Raw genomic sequence first — 14,179 nt, forward strand, 5'->3', positions numbered from 1 at the left:
CACTCCGCCAAGATTCACGCACTTCACTCACCGAGATTCCAAGATTAACTTCACGGCACCACTGTAAACGCGGTCTTCGAGGTCCGCACATGCCGAAGGGCCCTACGAGGTAGGGCCCTTCGGGTGAAGTGTTGCGCGCGACTCGGTCGGGCGGAGTCAGGCCAGCGTCGCGGTCGCCGACGCGCTCGGCCAGGTCATGCGGATGAGTCCGCCGTGTTCCCCGGCGGTGACCTCGACGTCGTCGACGAGGCCGCTGATGACCGCGAGGCCCATCTCGTCCTCCTCGGTCTCCGCGTCGGCCTCCCCGCCGGAGCCGGGCACCCGGTCGCCGGGAGCCGAACGCGGCGCCTCGTCGCCGACCTCGATGGAGAACTGCTTCTCCTCCTCGATCAGCAGCACCTTCACGGGCGCGGTGATGCCGCCGCTCTGGTGCAGTCCGACGGCACGGGTGCAGGCCTCGCCGACGGCGAGCCTGACCTCGTCGAGAACGGCCTCGTCCACTCCGGCCCTGCGCGCCACCGCTGCCGCCACCAGTCGGGCGGTCCTGACGTGCTCGGGCAGCGCGCTGAAGCGGAGTTCAACGGTGGCCATGCGTCCCCCTCGGAACTACGGGCGTGCTGTCGGGGGGCCGGACCACCGAAGCCCGGCCCCCCATGTTGTTCGACCAGCCGTGCCCGGGCCGCGCTCGGCGGCCCGGGACGGGGTGGTCAGTCGGTGGCAGCGACCGCTTCGTCGACCGAGGTGTGAATCGGGAACACCTTGGTCAGACCAGTGATGCGGAAGATCTTCAAAATACGCTCCTGGTTGCAGACCAGCCGGAGCGAGCCCTCATGGGCACGCACCCGCTTCAGTCCGCCGACCAGCACGCCGAGCCCGGTGGAGTCGAGGAAGTCCACGCCCTCCATGTCGACGACAAGGTGGAAATTGCCGTCGTTCACCAGCTCGACCAGCTGCTCGCGCAACTTGGGCGCGGTATATACGTCGATTTCGCCACCGACCTCGACGACCGTACGATCGCCGACGGTACGGGTCGACAGGGACAGGTCCACGGATCCTCCAGCACCTTGCTATCGAGCGGTCGCCCCTCGGGACACCTGGGCAGGAGCCCCCGGGACGGTACGCCAGCCGCGATGGCATTCAATCACTTACCGGCAGGCGTGCACGACGCCTTGGCTCCATTGTCCGTCACGCCAGTGACACACTCGGTGCCGATGGCCAAGAATCACCGATCCGATCGAACCTCGCCCGAGGCCGCGCCGCGCCTGTCTCCGGGCGCGATCCTGGACCGGCTCGCCCCGGGGCCGAACCGGGCATCGCGCATCACTCATACGGAGCACTTGCCCCCGCGCGCGGGCCGCCATGCCGTCTGGCCCGACCGGATTCGTTCGGAGGTCATCGCGGCCGTGCAGGCCTGCGGCATCGAACACCCCTGGGCCCACCAGGCCCGCGCCGCCGAGCACGCCCTGGACGGTGACTCCGTGGTCGTCGCCACGGGCACCGCGTCAGGCAAGTCCCTGGCCTACCTCATGCCGGTCCTCTCGGCCCTCCTGGACGGCTCCGAGGCCCCGAACGGCCGCGGGGCCACCACGCTCTACCTGGCCCCCACGAAGGCCCTGGCGGCCGATCAGTGCCGCTCTGTGAAGGAACTTTCACAACCTCTCGGCAATGCCGTACGGCCGGCCGTGTACGACGGCGACACTCCGTTCGAGGAACGCGAGTGGATCCGCCAGTACGCCAACTACGTCCTGACCAATCCGGACATGCTGCACCGGGGCATCCTGCCGTCCCACCCTCGCTGGTCCTCCTTCCTGAAGTCGCTGAAGTACGTCGTCATCGACGAGTGCCACACCTACCGCGGTGTGTTCGGCTCGCACGTCGCCCAGGTGCTGCGCCGACTGCGCCGACTGTGCGCCCGCTACGGCGCCTCCCCGGTCTTCCTGCTGGCCTCCGCCACGGCCGCCGAGCCCGCGGTGGCCGCCGGCCGCCTCACCGGCCTCCCGGTGGTCGAGGTCGCCGACGACGCCTCACCCCGTGGTGAACTGGTGTTCGCCCTCTGGGAGCCTCCACTCACCGAGATGCTGGGCGAGAAGGGCGCGCCCGTCCGGCGTACCGCCACCGCCGAGACCGCCGACCTGCTGACCGACCTCGCCGTCCAGGGCGTGCGCACCGTCGCCTTCGTTCGCTCCCGGCGCGGCGCCGAGCTGATCTCGGTGATCGCCCAGGAGCGCCTAGCCGAGGTCGACCGCTCACTCGCCCGGCGTGTCGCGGCGTACCGCGGCGGCTACCTCCCCGAGGAGCGGCGCGCCCTGGAGCAGGCCCTGCACTCGGGCGAACTCCTCGGCCTGGCCGCCACGACCGCCCTGGAACTCGGCATCGACGTCTCCGGTCTGGACGCCGTCCTCATCGCCGGCTACCCGGGCACGCGCGCGTCCCTGTGGCAGCAGGCGGGGCGGGCCGGCCGCTCCGGGCAGGGGGCGCTGGCGGTGCTGATCGCCCGGGACGACCCCCTGGACACCTTCCTGGTCCACCACCCGGAGGCGCTGTTCGACCGCCCCGTGGAGTCGACGGTCCTCGACCCCGACAACCCTTACGTCCTCGCCCCGCACCTGTGCGCGGCGGCCGCGGAACTCCCGCTGACCGACGAGGACCTGCCCCTGTTCGGCCCCGAGACCGAGGCTCTGCTGCCGCAGCTGGAGGCCGCGAAGCTGCTGCGCCGCCGCACCAGGGCCTGGCACTGGACGCGCCGGGAACGGGCGGCCGACCTCGCGGACATCCGCGGCGAGGGCGGCCGGCCGGTCCAGGTCGTCGAGTCCGGTACGGGCCGACTGCTCGGCACGGTCGACGCGGGCGCCTCCCACACGACCGTCCACGAGGGCGCGGTCCACCTCCACCAGGGCCGCACGTATCTCGTGCGTTCTTTGGACCTGGAGGACTCCGTCGCCCTGGTCGAGGAGGCCAGCCCGTCGTACTCGACGGTCGCCCGCGACACGACGTCGATCTCCGTCCTGGAGACGGACCTCGAAATCCCCTGGGGCCAGGGCCGGTTGTGCTACGGCTCGGTCGAAGTCACCAACCAGGTCGTCTCCTTCCTGCGTCGACGTGTCATCACCGGTGAAGTCCTGGGCGAGTCGAAGCTCGACCTCCCTCCTCGTACGTTGCGCACCCGCGCGGTGTGGTGGACGGTCACCGAGGACCAGTTGGACGCCGCCCGGATCAACCCCGAGATCCTCGGCGGGGCCCTGCACGCCGCCGAACACGCCTCGATCGGCATGCTGCCCCTGTTCGCGACCTGCGACCGCTGGGACATCGGCGGCGTGTCGGTCCCGCTTCACCCCGACACGCTGCTGCCGACGGTCTTCGTCTACGACGGCCATCCCGGCGGCGCGGGCTTCGCGGAGCGCGCCTTCCACACCGCCCGCGCCTGGCTGACCGCCACCCGCCAGGCCATCGCCTCCTGCGAGTGCGACGCCGGCTGCCCGTCCTGCATCCAGTCCCCCAAGTGCGGCAACGGCAACGACCCGCTGCACAAGAAGGGCGCCGTACGCCTGCTCACGGAACTGCTGCGGGAGGCTCCCGAGGAGAAGGCCGAGACGGGGGAACATGAGGCGGAAGGGTCACAGGGGACCCGGGAGCCGTAGGGGGCACAGGGGACGGGCCCGGCGGCACCGGCGGGACGGCGTCCGCCGGGCCCGGCGGCACCGGCGGGACGGCGTCCGCCGGGCCCGCCCGCGCCCTGACCTCGGCCGCGAACAGTCCCCGCCCCGATGCCGCCGTCACGTCCGAGATCTCGCCGACGACGGCGCACCGCACCAGTCGCGCGCTCTGTGCCCGGGCCACCCGGTCCGCCCGGGCACAGGCCTGCTCGACGCCGTCCGGCCAGTGGTCGGCTGCCGCGAGCGCCGCGAGGTCGGCGCCGCCCGCGGCCCGGTGCCGGGCCACCACGGCCTGGCCGAGGGCGAGCACGGCCCCGAACACCACGCACAGCACGGCGATCGCACCGACGCTCCACACGCTGGCGGAGCCACGGTCCCCACGCCCACGGCGCCCGCCACGGCCACGGACCTTCATGACCCCGCCTCCGCGCCCGGCGCCGCTCCCACGGCCTCCTCCGCCGCCGCCACGGCCTCTTCCCGCACTTCGAAGGGCAGCATCCCCCGCAGCACCGGCGGCTTCGCCACGACCACCACGCGGACCTGGTCGCCCTCCCGGCCGACCGTCACCTGAGCCCCGCGCGGCGCCGTCTCACGGGTCACCTTCAGAACCGCGTCGGCGGGGTCCTGCCGGGCCGCCGCCCGAGCGCCGGTCCTGGCCGCGTCCACGCACTGGATCTGAACGGCCATCGCGAGCAACCCCCACACCAGCGCCAGCGCGAACGCCGCCAGCACCGGCAGCGCGACGGCCGACTCCGCCGTCACGAACCCCCGGTCCCCGACGAACGCCCGTCGGCCCGCGCGCCGGGGCTCCCGTCGAGGCTCACGCGCCCGCACTGAGCGCCCGTTTCACGATGTCCTGGAGCTGGGCGTCGACCGCATCGCTCGTCACCACCTGGTAGAGGAGCACCGCGAATCCCACGGCCGCCACGATCCCCATCGCGTACTCGGACGTCACCATCCCCGCGTCCTTGCGCGTCGCACGCGCCCTGCACACCAGGGCGCACAGCCGCGCCCGCATTGTCTTGTACATCTCAACCCCCGTGAGGTTCAGTCGTGTTGATCTGTCGTGTCGACCTGTCGTGTCGATCCGTTGCGTTGATCTGCCGTCTCGCGCCGCTGCTGTTCCGGCGTCACTGCTCTGTTCTGGCGTCACTGCTCTGTTCTGGCGTCACTGCTGTTCTCGCGTTACTCCCGGTTCGGCGTTCGCCGGTATCGCGCCGTCATCGCCCACCCCCTTCCAGAACCCCGCCCGCGAGCCCGATCACGATGGGCAGCACGCCGATCGTGATGAAGGCGGGCAGAAAGCACAGGCCCACCGGTGCGGTGACCATGACGGCCGCCCGCCGCGCCCGAGCCGTCGCGGCGCGCGCCCACTCGGCACGGGTGTCGGCGGCGAGTCGCGCGACGGGTCCGGCAGCCGGCAGCCCCGACACATCGGCCCGCTCCAGCAACCGGGCCAGGGCCGCCGCGCCCGGCAGCAAGGCCAGTCGCCGCCACGCCGTGCCCGGTTCACCGCCCAGCCGTACCTCTGCGGCACCCTTCGCCAGTCCCTCCCCTACGGGACCGCCCAGGGCCTCACCCACGGCCTGCGCCGCGATGACCGGACCGGCGCCGGCCGCGATGCATGCGGCCAGCAGGTCGGCGGCGAGCGGGAGTTGCCGCGCGGCGAGCCTGGCGTCGGCCTCGCTCACCGCACCCGCCGCCTGTTGCCGACGACGCCAGCGTCCGAGCCCCACCGCGCCGATCAGCCCGAGCAGAAGACCGGCGACACCGCCGACCACCACCCATCCGGCGCCCACCACCGACACCTCGGGAAGCCATCGCCGTACGGCCTCCCGCAGGGACGAGGTCCGGACGTCCGCCGCCGTCTCCGTGGCCAGCAGCCCGGCCAGGCGCCGCCGTGCCCTGCGTTCGCGTCGCACGGTCTCCAGCCACCGCCCCAGCCACCAGAGAACCGCCGCGATCCCCACAGCCGCCCCCAGCCTGTGGACAACTTCCGCACTCATGCCACCTCCGTCCATGTCACCCATCCGTCATCGCCGCCGTCCACGCCGTCCGCCCCGTCACGTCGCCTCCGCGGTGCGCACGATCCGCAGCGCCCACCACATCCCCGCGCCCTCCAGCACACCGCCGACGAGCAGGCAGCCCAGCCCCGCTCCGGTGTGCAGCAGGACCCGCAGCGGGTCGGCGCCGAGGGCGGCCCCCAGCAGGAGGCCCAGGACCGGCAGGCCGGCGAGCATCACAACCGTGGCCCGCGGGCCCGCCAACTGGGCGCGTAGATCGGCCCGTTGATCGCGTTCCGCACGCAACGCCTCTTCGAGACGGTCGAGTCCGGCCGCCAGGCCCGCGCCCTGGTCCACGGCCACCCGCCAGCAGGCGGCGAGCCCCAACAGCCCGTCGGCCCCCGGTTGCCGGGCAGCGACGGAGAGAGCCTTGGGTACGTCCCCGCCGAACCGCGCCGCCGCCAGCACCGGCGCCTGCGCCGCGCCCAGCCCTCCGGAGTCCCGCGCGGCCCGCTGCAGCGCCTCCCCGGGCTGCCGGCCGGCGAGCACTTCCCCGGCCAGTGCCGCACACAGCGCGATCACCGCGTCCCCTCGGCTCTCTCCCGCCCGCCGTTCCTGGGCGGTCCGCCGCGCCCGGCGCAGCAGCGGGACCCCGGCCGCCCCCGCGAGGACCGGCAGCACCGAGCCGCCCAGCACCGCAAGGACCAGTCCGGCCGCCGGCGCCCACCACTCGGGCCGCCACCGTCCCCGGAGCCTGTGCAGCTCGCCGGTCAGGCACCGCCACGACGGGGGACCGCTGCCGACCACCCCGCCTCCGGCCAGCAGCAGCTGCGCCCGCCCGGCCCCCGAGTAGGGTCCGCCCAGCAGCCAGGCCGCCGCCCCGGCACAGGCCACCGCCGCAGCCATCGGCACCTCACTCATCCCACTCACCCGTGCCTCCGTCGTTCTCGTCGCTCAGCAGCTCCCGCAGCCGCTCCCAGCCCCGTTCGCGGGCGAAGGCGTCCGCCCGCCACCGCAGGGCCGGCACGGTCCGCACGAGCCCTGACGGGTCCCGTTCCAGCACGTGCACCTCGGCGATCCGTCGCCGCCCGGCCAGGTCGCGTACGAGGTGCAGGACCACCGACAGGGCAGCCGCCAACTGGCTGTGCAGCGCGGCCCGGTCGAGTCCGGCCGCCGTGCCGAGCGCCTCCAGCCGGGCGGGGACGTCCGCGGCGGCGTTGGCGTGGACCGTGCCGCAGCCGCCCTCGTGGCCCGTGTTGAGCGCGGCCAGCAGGTGGACGACCTCCGGCCCGCGTACCTCGCCCACGACGAGCCGATCGGGCCGCATCCGCAGGGCCTGCCGCACCAGGTCCTCGAGCGTGACGAGCCCCGCTCCCTCCTGGTTGGCGGGTCTGGTCTCCAAGCGGACGACGTGCGGATGATCCGGGCGCAGCTCCGCCGAGTCCTCCGCGAGCACGATCCGCTCCCCCGGCCCGACCAGGCCGAGCAGCGCGCTCAGCAGGGTTGTCTTGCCGCTGCCGGTGCCGCCGCTGACCAGGAAGGACAGCCGTGCCCGCACCAGGGCCCGCAACACCCGGTCCCCGCCCGGCGGAACGGTGCCCGCGGCCACCAGTTCGTCGAGCGTGAACGCGCGCGGCCGTACGACGCGCAGTGCCAGGCAGGTGCAGCCGACGGCGACCGGGGGCAGCACGGCGTGCAGTCGTGTCCCGTCGGGCAGCCTGGCGTCGGCCCAGGGCCGGGCGTCGTCCAGGCGCCGTCCGGCCACGGCGGCCAGGCGCTGTGCGAGGCGTCGTACGGCCGCGGCGTCGGGGAAGGAGACGCCGGTCAGTTCCAGGCCGCCGCCCCGGTCGACCCAGACCCGGTCCGGGGCCGACACCAGCACGTCCGTCACCCGGGGGTCGGTGAGCAGCGGCTCGAGGGGCCCGCTGCCGATCAGTTCGGAGCGCAGTTGCTCGGCCGCTCCGAGGACTTCCGCGTCGCCGAGGACCCGCCCCTGTTCGCGCAGCGCCTGGGCCACGCGCGCGGGTGTCGGCTCTGCCCCGCTCTCGGCGAGCCACTGCCGTACGCCGTCGAGCAGGGTCCCGGAGGCCCGCATGCGTTCAAGCCCGAGCGGGGTGTTCATGAGCCACCCGCCTCGGTCAGCGCGCGCTCCCAGAACTCCTTGCAGAAGCGGGCGAGGGGCCCGCGTGCGCTCGCGCCCGGCGGTGCCTTGCCGCCGTCCGGGCGCAGCAGTGCCGACTCGACGGGCACCTCACCGGCCAGTGGCAGTCCGAGCAGCCGGGCCACCTCGCTGTCGTCGAGGCCGGGCGCGTAGGGGCCGCGCACCGCCACCCGCAGGTCGCGCAGGACCATGCCGACGGCGGAGGCCACGCGTCCGGCCGCCGCGACAGCGCGCAGCTCGGCGGGGACCACCAGGAGCCCGAGGTCGAGTTGGGCCAGGACCTCGGCGACTGCGTCGTCGATGCGGCGCGGCAGGTCGACGACGACGGTGCCGCCCCGGCGCCGGGCCGCCGCGAGCACCGCGCGCACGGCCTGGGGCGCGATGGCGACACAGTCGCCCCGGTCCCAGCTCAGCACCCGCAGCGAGTGCAGGCTCGGCAGGGACTCCTCCAGAGCGCCGCCGCCGACCCGGCCGCGCGAGGCCGCGAACGCGGGCCAGCGCAGGCCTTCCGCGCTTTCGCCGCCCAGGAGTACGTCGAGTCCGCCGCCCAGCGGATCGGCGTCCACCAGGAGGCTGCGCAGCCCCTCGCGCGCGGAGGTGACGGCGAGGGCACACGCGAGCGTGGACGCTCCGGCGCCGCCGCGGCCGCCGATGACGCCGACGGTGAGCGCGGGCCTGCCGACTCCTTCGGCGACATCGGCGATGCGGTCGACCAGCCATTGTTCGCCGTCGGGGAGCATCAGGACGTGGTCGGCGCCGATCTCCACGGCGCGCTGCCACACCCCGGAGTCGTCCTGGTCGCGTCCGACGAGGACCACTCCTCGTCTGCGGGCGGCCCCGCGCACCCGGCGTGCCGCGTCGTCGCCGACGAGGATGAGCGGCGCGGACTCCCAACCGCCCCGCTGGTGCGGCACCGAGGGGTGCACCTCGGGCGTGGCGCCGGCCGCGGCGCACAGGCGCAGCAGGTCGTCGAGGAGTTCCGCGTCCTCCGTGACGATCAGTGGCTTGCCCGGCCGGCCTCCGGCGGTGGGCGGCGGGTCGTGTGTGACGGCTCCGGTCACGATTTCCATCCCCCTTCGCTGCGGGTCGCGCAGTCCCTGCGGCCCCGCGATTCCCAAACGTGTGAAGAACCGCATCCGGTCTCCATATGAACGGCCGGCAGAAACCGACCGCACACGTCCGGCAAACGGAACCGGTCATGTGAAGTCGGCACGAGCGGACGTGTCGGAATCACGGTGCAGCGAACCCGGAAATCGTGTGGATCTTGGTGGAAAACTGTGGATGAGTGGGCTGTTGTGAATATCGCCATCACCCACACCGGTGAGCCCTGCATCAGCCTGTGCACGACTCCCACAGAGCAGTCCGACGACTACGCACAGTGAGGAGAGGTGGGCATGCGAAAGAGGCGGCCGGAGCCGCCTCGGTGCGGCGCCACGGCCGCGCATAGAAGGAGAAAACCCACCCGGACATGCGACGACCCCCGCCGGGGGGGAGAGCGGGGGTCGTCTCCACGGCCGACTCGGGGGGGGAGGAGCCGGACCGGGTTAGCACGGTCGCGAACGATCCGTGACTTCCATGGTGTACCCGAGAGCCCTCTCAGGCAAACCCACGCGCCCACCTTACGCCGAATGGGCTGCCCCTATGCTCTTGCTTGTGGAAAACCACTCCTTGCCTCGCACAGCTGCCTTCTTTGACCTGGACAAGACGGTCATTGCGAAGTCGAGCACGCTCACCTTCAGCAAGTCGTTCTACCAAGGCGGCCTGATCAACCGCAGGGCCGCCTTGCGGACCGCATATGCCCAGTTCGTCTTCCTCGTGGGCGGTATGGACCATGACCAGATGGAGCGGACCCGCGAGTACTTGTCCGCCCTCGTGCGCGGCTGGAACGTCCAGCAGGTGAAGGAAATCGTCGCCGAGACCCTTCACGACCTGATCGACCCGCTCATCTACGACGAGGCGGCCTCCCTGATCGAGGAGCATCACACCGCCGGCCGTGACGTCGTCATCGTGTCCACGTCCGGCGCCGAGGTGGTCGAGCCGATCGGCGAACTGCTCGGCGCGGACCGCGTGGTCGCCACCCGGATGGTCGTGGGCGAGGACGGCTGTTTCACCGGCGAGGTGGAGTACTACGCCTACGGGCCGACAAAGGCGGAGGCGGTCAAGGAGCTGGCGGAGTCCGAGGGATACGACCTCTCGCGCTGCTACGCGTACAGCGACTCGGCAACGGACCTGCCCATGCTGCAGGCCGTGGGACACCCGCACGCGGTGAACCCGGACCGGGCCCTGCGCCGCGAGGCCGTCGCGCGCGGCTGGCCGATTCTCGACTTCCACCGGCCGGTGCGCCTCAAGCAGCGCATCCCCCGGTTCTCGGTACCGCCCCGCCCAGCGCTCGTCGCGGCCGCGGCCATAGGCGCGGCGGCGGCCACCGCGGGTCTCGTCTGGTACGCCAGCCGTCGTCGAGCAGCGACGCTGCCCGTTTAAAACCCGTTTGGACGCAAAAGCAAAGAACTGGTGCCACCACTTCCGCTTGTCCGGGTCCTGGAGTACAAAGGAGTTAACGGCCCGCGAGACCAAGGACATCCGAGAGGATCACCTTAATAACGCATTTGGCCCCACGGACCGCGCATGACCACTGGGCACCCACGCGACGTCGACCCGTCGATTACGGGCCAGCCGCACCAGGTCACGGGCGAAGTTCCCGGCCTGATGGGCAACATATCGAGGACGCTTGGTAACCGGGTGAGCATGCCAGCGGCGGTACGAGGACTCGTACCGCCGCAACCCTTTGCGAGGCCCCCCGCGTGGGGGCCTTTCTCGTGGCCTTGCAGTGGATTTTCCGTGACCGCGCTCCACGCGCGCGTGGAGTCTTACGCCGCCCCGCGCTGCAGTGCCTCGCAGACCGCCGTCGACTCGCGGGCGCCCAGCTCGACCGCCCTCCCGCAGTGCGTGATCCAGGCCGCCATGCCGTCCGGGGTGCCGGAGACATAACCGTCGAGTGCGGCCAGATAGGCCGCCCGCCCCAGCTCCGCGTGCCCTACCTCGGCTGGGCAGACCGACTTGGGGTCGAGGCCGCTGCCGATGAGCACGATGCGCTCGGCGGCCCGCGCGACCAGGCCGTTGTGGGACGTGAAGGGGCGCAGGGCCAGCAGCTCGCCGTGCACGACGGCGGCTGTCACCAGGGCGGGAGCGGACCCTCCCGTGATGATCAGCTCGGACAGCCCTTCCAGGCGTCCGGCCAGCTCGGCAGCGCTGGGCAACGAAAGCTCGATCAGCGGCTCGTCGACCGCCTCGCCGGACTGCCGTGGACGTCCGACCTCGTCATCGTTGCTCGCCGCGGCCACCAGGTGCAGCCGCGCCAGCACGCGCAGCGGCGACTGCCTCCAGATGGACAGCAGCTGACCCGCCTCGGCGGTCAGCCGCAGAGCGGCGCCCATGACCCGCGCCTCGTCGTCGACGCCGAAGTCGGTGCGCCGGCGCACCTCTTCCAGCGCCCAGTCCGCCCCGGAGAGCGCCGCCGACCCGCGGGCGCCGCGCAGGGCCGCCTCGGAGGTGATCTCGGTGCTGCGGCGGCGCATGACCCGGTGCCCGTAGACCCGGTCCACGGCCTTGCGCACGGACTCCACGGACTCGGCCACACCGGGCAACGAGCCCAGGGCCGCAAGCGGATCGGCGGACGCGCCTGTCGTACTCATGAGTACGACATTACGCACCCCGGGCGCGTGCCCCACGAAGGAGTGGTCTTCTTCACGCACGCCTGCCACATACAGCTATCACCCCACTACCTTTGGTGAACATGAAAATTGCTTTCGCCGGGAAGGGCGGCAGCGGCAAGACCACCCTGTCCTCCCTGTTCATCCGCCACCTCGCCGCCACCGGCGCCCCCGTGATCGCGGTCGACGCGGACATCAACCAGCATCTGGGGCCCGCCCTCGGCCTGGACGAGGCGACGGCCGCGGCACTGCCCGCGATGGGCGACCGGCTGTCACTCATCAAGAACTACCTGCGCGGCTCCAACCCCCGCGTCACCTCCGCCGAGACGATGATCAAGACGACACCGCCCGGCGAGGGCTCCCGGCTGCTGCGGGTGCGCGAGGACAACCCGGTGTACGACGCCTTGGCCCGGCCGGTGGAACTCGACGGCGGCGCCGTCCGTTTGATGGTCACGGGCCCCTTCACGGACGCCGATCTGGGGGTCTCCTGCTACCACTCCAAGACGGGAGCGGTGGAGCTGTGCCTGAACCACCTGGTGGACGGGCGTGACGAGTACGTCGTGGTCGACATGACGGCGGGCTCGGACTCCTTCGCCTCCGGCATGTTCACCCGCTTCGACGTCACGTTCCTCGTCGCCGAGCCGACCCGGAAGGGGGTCTCCGTCTATCTCCAGTACAAGGAGTACGCCCGCGACTTCGGCGTCGAGCTGAAGGTCGTCGGCAACAAGGTGCAGGGCCAGGACGACATCGACTTCCTCCGCGCCGAGGTCGGGGCCGACCTGCTCGTGACGGTCGGGCACTCCGACTGGGTACGCGCCATGGAGAAGGGCCGACCGCCCCGGTTCGAGCTCCTGGAGGACACCAACCGCCACGCCCTGCGCCTGTTGCGGACGACCGTCGACTCGGCGTACGAGCGGCGCGACTGGAAGCGCTACACACGGCAGATGGTGCACTTCCATCTGAAGAACGCCGAGTCCTGGGGCAACGAACGCACCGGGGCCGACCTGGCGGCGCAGGTCGACCCCGGGTTCGTCCTCACCGAAGCGGTCACGGCCTCGCATGACGGCTGCGTGACGGCTACCGCCTGACCGCCGGCGCCCCCGGCGCGCCCTTCGGGGCCGGGGCGGGGCCGCCGGGCAGGAAGGACGCCCAGCCCTGCTTCGGGGCCTCTCCGACCTCCAGCGTGCGCAGCCTGGCCAGGGTCTGCGGGTCCTGGGCGTCCAGCCAGTCGGCCAGCTGGCGGAAGGAAACGCAGCGCACGTCCGGCTTGTTGCAGACCTTCTCGACGACCTCCTCGATGGCGCGCATGTACGTGCCGCCGTTCCAGGACTCGAAGTGGTTGCCGATGATCAGCGGGGCGCGGTTGCCGTCATAGGCCCGGTCGAAGCCCTTGAGCAGGCCGTCCCGCATCTGGTCGCCCCAGAACCCGTACTTGTCGGGATCGCCCTGGGTGGCGGTGCCGGACTGGTTGACCATGAAGTTGTAGTCCATGGTGAGCTGCTCGTAGGTGTGGCCGGGGAAGGGCACGAGCTGCATCGACAGGTCCCACAGGCCCTCCTTCTTGCCGGGCCAGACCTGGTTGTCGACGCCGCTGGTGTCGTAGCGGAAGCCCAGCTCGTGGGCGGCCCTCATGAAGTTCCTCTGGCCTTCCAGACAGGGGGTGCGGGCGCCGACGAGTTCCTTGTCGTAGTCGAAGGGCAGCGGAGCCGCGTTCTTCATGCCGGTGTTGGTCTTCCAGGTCTTCACGAACTGCTTGGCCTGGGCGATCTCGTCCTTCCACTCCTCGACCGACCACTCGCCGACGCCGCCGTTCTTCCCGCAGAAGTGGCCGTTGAAGTGGGTGCCGATCTCGTTGCCCTCCAGCCACGCCAGGCGCAACTGCTTCACGGTGTCGGCGATGCCCTGCTCGTCGTTGAAACCGATGTCGGAGCGGCCCGGCGAGTGCTGCGGCGGCTTGTACAGGTCGGCCTTCTCCTCCGGCAGCATGTACACGCCGCTGAGGAAGTACGTCATCGTCGCGTGGTTGGCCTTGGACACCTTGCGGAAGTGGGAGAACAGCCGCTGGCTGTCCTCGCCCGCGCCGTCCCAGGAGAAGACCACGAACTGCGGCGGCTTCTCGCCCGGCTTCAAACGCTCCGGCCGCGGCAGGTGGGGCTGTGCCCCGGTGTAGGCGGTGGAGCCGTCGCCGATCAGGCGGACCGCGCTCTTGGGCGCCGGGGCGGGCTTCGCCTGCTGCGGGCCCGGCACCCCTGGCTTGGAACCATGGGAACCATCGGTTCCCGTCGCGCAACCGGCGAGCGATGCGGCGACAGCCGCGGCGACCACTGCGCCCGCGGCGATCCTCTGGGTGGCGGCCATCCGGCGCCCACCTTCTTCCTTCTCTCGGCCAACGCCGACGAGGGCGTTCTCTGATGACGCGCCGGAACGAGCCGGCGGCGTCGTCAAGGTCGCACGAGGCCGAGAAGGAATTAGTACGACAAGCCGACAAAAAGACCGCTTCACTCTTGCGAGTGATTAACTGCCCTATTTGACACAAAAATCCATGCTTGACCTTTACTCTGCATTACGATTAGTTTACCGAGCGTTGATTTTCATCCCGCCGCTGCACGCCGTGACCCACGGCCGCGACCGCCCCCGCCACAGCCGGGGGAC

At 71.8% G+C, this 14,179-nt stretch carries 14 protein-coding genes; 3 read left to right on the forward strand and 11 right to left on the reverse strand.

What is annotated here, in order from left to right; translation table 11 throughout:
• Nucleotides 1-156: 156 nt before the first annotated feature.
• A complete protein-coding gene (locus ACZ5SK_RS14205; RefSeq protein ID WP_361704719.1) occupies nucleotides 157-591 on the reverse strand; it encodes an ATP-binding protein in 435 nt (144 codons plus the stop codon).
• 116 nt (nucleotides 592-707) lie between these two features.
• Nucleotides 708-1,049: an anti-sigma factor antagonist BldG gene (gene bldG, locus ACZ5SK_RS14210; RefSeq protein ID WP_009189842.1), complete on the reverse strand. Its 342-nt coding sequence runs from the start codon at nucleotides 1,047-1,049 to the stop codon at nucleotides 708-710.
• An 81-nt stretch (nucleotides 1,050-1,130) separates the two neighbouring features.
• Between bldG and ACZ5SK_RS14215 the strand changes: the two genes are divergently transcribed.
• Nucleotides 1,131-3,638, forward strand: a complete 2,508-nt coding sequence (locus ACZ5SK_RS14215; RefSeq protein ID WP_334578247.1) for a DEAD/DEAH box helicase — start codon at nucleotides 1,131-1,133, stop codon at nucleotides 3,636-3,638.
• On the opposite strand, the gene ACZ5SK_RS14220 is transcribed toward ACZ5SK_RS14215, so the two are convergent.
• The 7 genes from ACZ5SK_RS14220 to ssd form a co-directional block, all read right to left on the reverse strand.
• Nucleotides 3,550-4,068, reverse strand: a complete 519-nt coding sequence (locus ACZ5SK_RS14220) for an Rv3654c family TadE-like protein (RefSeq protein ID WP_334578248.1) — start codon at nucleotides 4,066-4,068, stop codon at nucleotides 3,550-3,552. The two genes, ACZ5SK_RS14215 and ACZ5SK_RS14220, sit on opposite strands and share 89 nt — an antisense overlap.
• The gene (locus tag ACZ5SK_RS14225) at nucleotides 4,065-4,415 is read right to left on the reverse strand and encodes a TadE family type IV pilus minor pilin (RefSeq protein WP_334578249.1); all 351 of its coding nucleotides are present in this window, start codon (nucleotides 4,413-4,415) and stop codon (nucleotides 4,065-4,067) included. Before ACZ5SK_RS14225 ends, ACZ5SK_RS14220 begins: the two co-directional genes overlap by 4 nt.
• Nucleotides 4,416-4,473: 58 nt before the next feature.
• On the reverse strand, nucleotides 4,474-4,683 hold the full coding sequence (locus ACZ5SK_RS14230) for a DUF4244 domain-containing protein (RefSeq protein WP_334578250.1): 210 nt from the start codon (nucleotides 4,681-4,683) through the stop codon (nucleotides 4,474-4,476).
• Nucleotides 4,684-4,873: 190 nt separating this feature from the next.
• Nucleotides 4,874-5,659 (reverse strand): type II secretion system F family protein, encoded by a 786-nt coding sequence (locus ACZ5SK_RS14235; protein ID WP_334578251.1) that lies wholly within the window; start codon nucleotides 5,657-5,659, stop codon nucleotides 4,874-4,876.
• 57 nt (nucleotides 5,660-5,716) lie between these two features.
• Nucleotides 5,717-6,577, reverse strand: coding sequence for a type II secretion system F family protein (locus ACZ5SK_RS14240; RefSeq protein ID WP_334578252.1), 861 nt, complete (start codon nucleotides 6,575-6,577; stop codon nucleotides 5,717-5,719).
• The gene (locus ACZ5SK_RS14245; protein WP_334578253.1) at nucleotides 6,570-7,778 is read right to left on the reverse strand and encodes a TadA family conjugal transfer-associated ATPase; all 1,209 of its coding nucleotides are present in this window, start codon (nucleotides 7,776-7,778) and stop codon (nucleotides 6,570-6,572) included. The genes ACZ5SK_RS14240 and ACZ5SK_RS14245 overlap by 8 nt, the downstream gene beginning before the upstream one ends.
• Nucleotides 7,775-8,887, reverse strand: coding sequence for a septum site-determining protein Ssd (ssd, locus tag ACZ5SK_RS14250; RefSeq protein ID WP_334578254.1), 1,113 nt, complete (start codon nucleotides 8,885-8,887; stop codon nucleotides 7,775-7,777). Before ssd ends, ACZ5SK_RS14245 begins: the two co-directional genes overlap by 4 nt.
• Nucleotides 8,888-9,458: 571 nt before the next feature.
• Between ssd and ACZ5SK_RS14255 the strand changes: the two genes are divergently transcribed.
• On the forward strand, nucleotides 9,459-10,298 hold the full coding sequence (locus tag ACZ5SK_RS14255) for an HAD family hydrolase (protein WP_319672377.1): 840 nt from the start codon (nucleotides 9,459-9,461) through the stop codon (nucleotides 10,296-10,298).
• 386 nt (nucleotides 10,299-10,684) lie between these two features.
• Here the strand turns inward: ACZ5SK_RS14255 and ACZ5SK_RS14260 are convergent, their stop codons facing one another.
• Nucleotides 10,685-11,509 carry a Fic family protein gene (locus tag ACZ5SK_RS14260; protein ID WP_361704730.1) on the reverse strand — a complete coding sequence of 275 codons (825 nt, stop codon included), beginning with the start codon at nucleotides 11,507-11,509 and terminating at the stop codon, nucleotides 10,685-10,687.
• A 101-nt stretch (nucleotides 11,510-11,610) separates the two neighbouring features.
• On the opposite strand from ACZ5SK_RS14260, the gene ACZ5SK_RS14265 reads away from it, so the two are divergent.
• Nucleotides 11,611-12,615 (forward strand): ATP-binding protein, encoded by a 1,005-nt coding sequence (locus ACZ5SK_RS14265; protein WP_468576043.1) that lies wholly within the window; start codon nucleotides 11,611-11,613, stop codon nucleotides 12,613-12,615.
• On the opposite strand, the gene ACZ5SK_RS14270 is transcribed toward ACZ5SK_RS14265, so the two are convergent.
• Nucleotides 12,605-13,885, reverse strand: a complete 1,281-nt coding sequence (locus ACZ5SK_RS14270) for a polysaccharide deacetylase family protein (protein ID WP_334578257.1) — start codon at nucleotides 13,883-13,885, stop codon at nucleotides 12,605-12,607. The genes ACZ5SK_RS14265 and ACZ5SK_RS14270 overlap by 11 nt on opposite strands.
• Nucleotides 13,886-14,179: the final 294 nt, after the last annotated feature.

This window comes from Streptomyces sp. NPDC031474, from assembly GCF_055581185.1.

What these genes read in the sequence shown, in the direction of transcription:
- ACZ5SK_RS14205 (WP_361704719.1), bottom strand. Translation starts at nt 591, where the DNA reads ATGGCCACCGTTGAACTCCGCTTCAGCGCGCTGCCCGAGCACGTCAGG.
- ACZ5SK_RS14215 (WP_334578247.1), top strand. Translation starts at nt 1,131, where the DNA reads ATGGCATTCAATCACTTACCGGCAGGCGTGCACGACGCCTTGGCTCCA.
- ACZ5SK_RS14220 (WP_334578248.1), bottom strand. Translation starts at nt 4,068, where the DNA reads ATGAAGGTCCGTGGCCGTGGCGGGCGCCGTGGGCGTGGGGACCGTGGC.
- ACZ5SK_RS14230 (WP_334578250.1), bottom strand. Translation starts at nt 4,683, where the DNA reads ATGTACAAGACAATGCGGGCGCGGCTGTGCGCCCTGGTGTGCAGGGCG.
- ACZ5SK_RS14235 (WP_334578251.1), bottom strand. Translation starts at nt 5,659, where the DNA reads ATGAGTGCGGAAGTTGTCCACAGGCTGGGGGCGGCTGTGGGGATCGCG.
- ACZ5SK_RS14240 (WP_334578252.1), bottom strand. Translation starts at nt 6,577, where the DNA reads ATGAGTGAGGTGCCGATGGCTGCGGCGGTGGCCTGTGCCGGGGCGGCG.
- ACZ5SK_RS14245 (WP_334578253.1), bottom strand. Translation starts at nt 7,778, where the DNA reads ATGAACACCCCGCTCGGGCTTGAACGCATGCGGGCCTCCGGGACCCTG.
- ssd (WP_334578254.1), bottom strand. Translation starts at nt 8,887, where the DNA reads ATGGAAATCGTGACCGGAGCCGTCACACACGACCCGCCGCCCACCGCC.
- ACZ5SK_RS14255 (WP_319672377.1), top strand. Translation starts at nt 9,459, where the DNA reads ATGCTCTTGCTTGTGGAAAACCACTCCTTGCCTCGCACAGCTGCCTTC.
- ACZ5SK_RS14260 (WP_361704730.1), bottom strand. Translation starts at nt 11,509, where the DNA reads ATGAGTACGACAGGCGCGTCCGCCGATCCGCTTGCGGCCCTGGGCTCG.
- ACZ5SK_RS14265 (WP_468576043.1), top strand. Translation starts at nt 11,611, where the DNA reads ATGAAAATTGCTTTCGCCGGGAAGGGCGGCAGCGGCAAGACCACCCTG.
- ACZ5SK_RS14270 (WP_334578257.1), bottom strand. Translation starts at nt 13,885, where the DNA reads ATGGCCGCCACCCAGAGGATCGCCGCGGGCGCAGTGGTCGCCGCGGCT.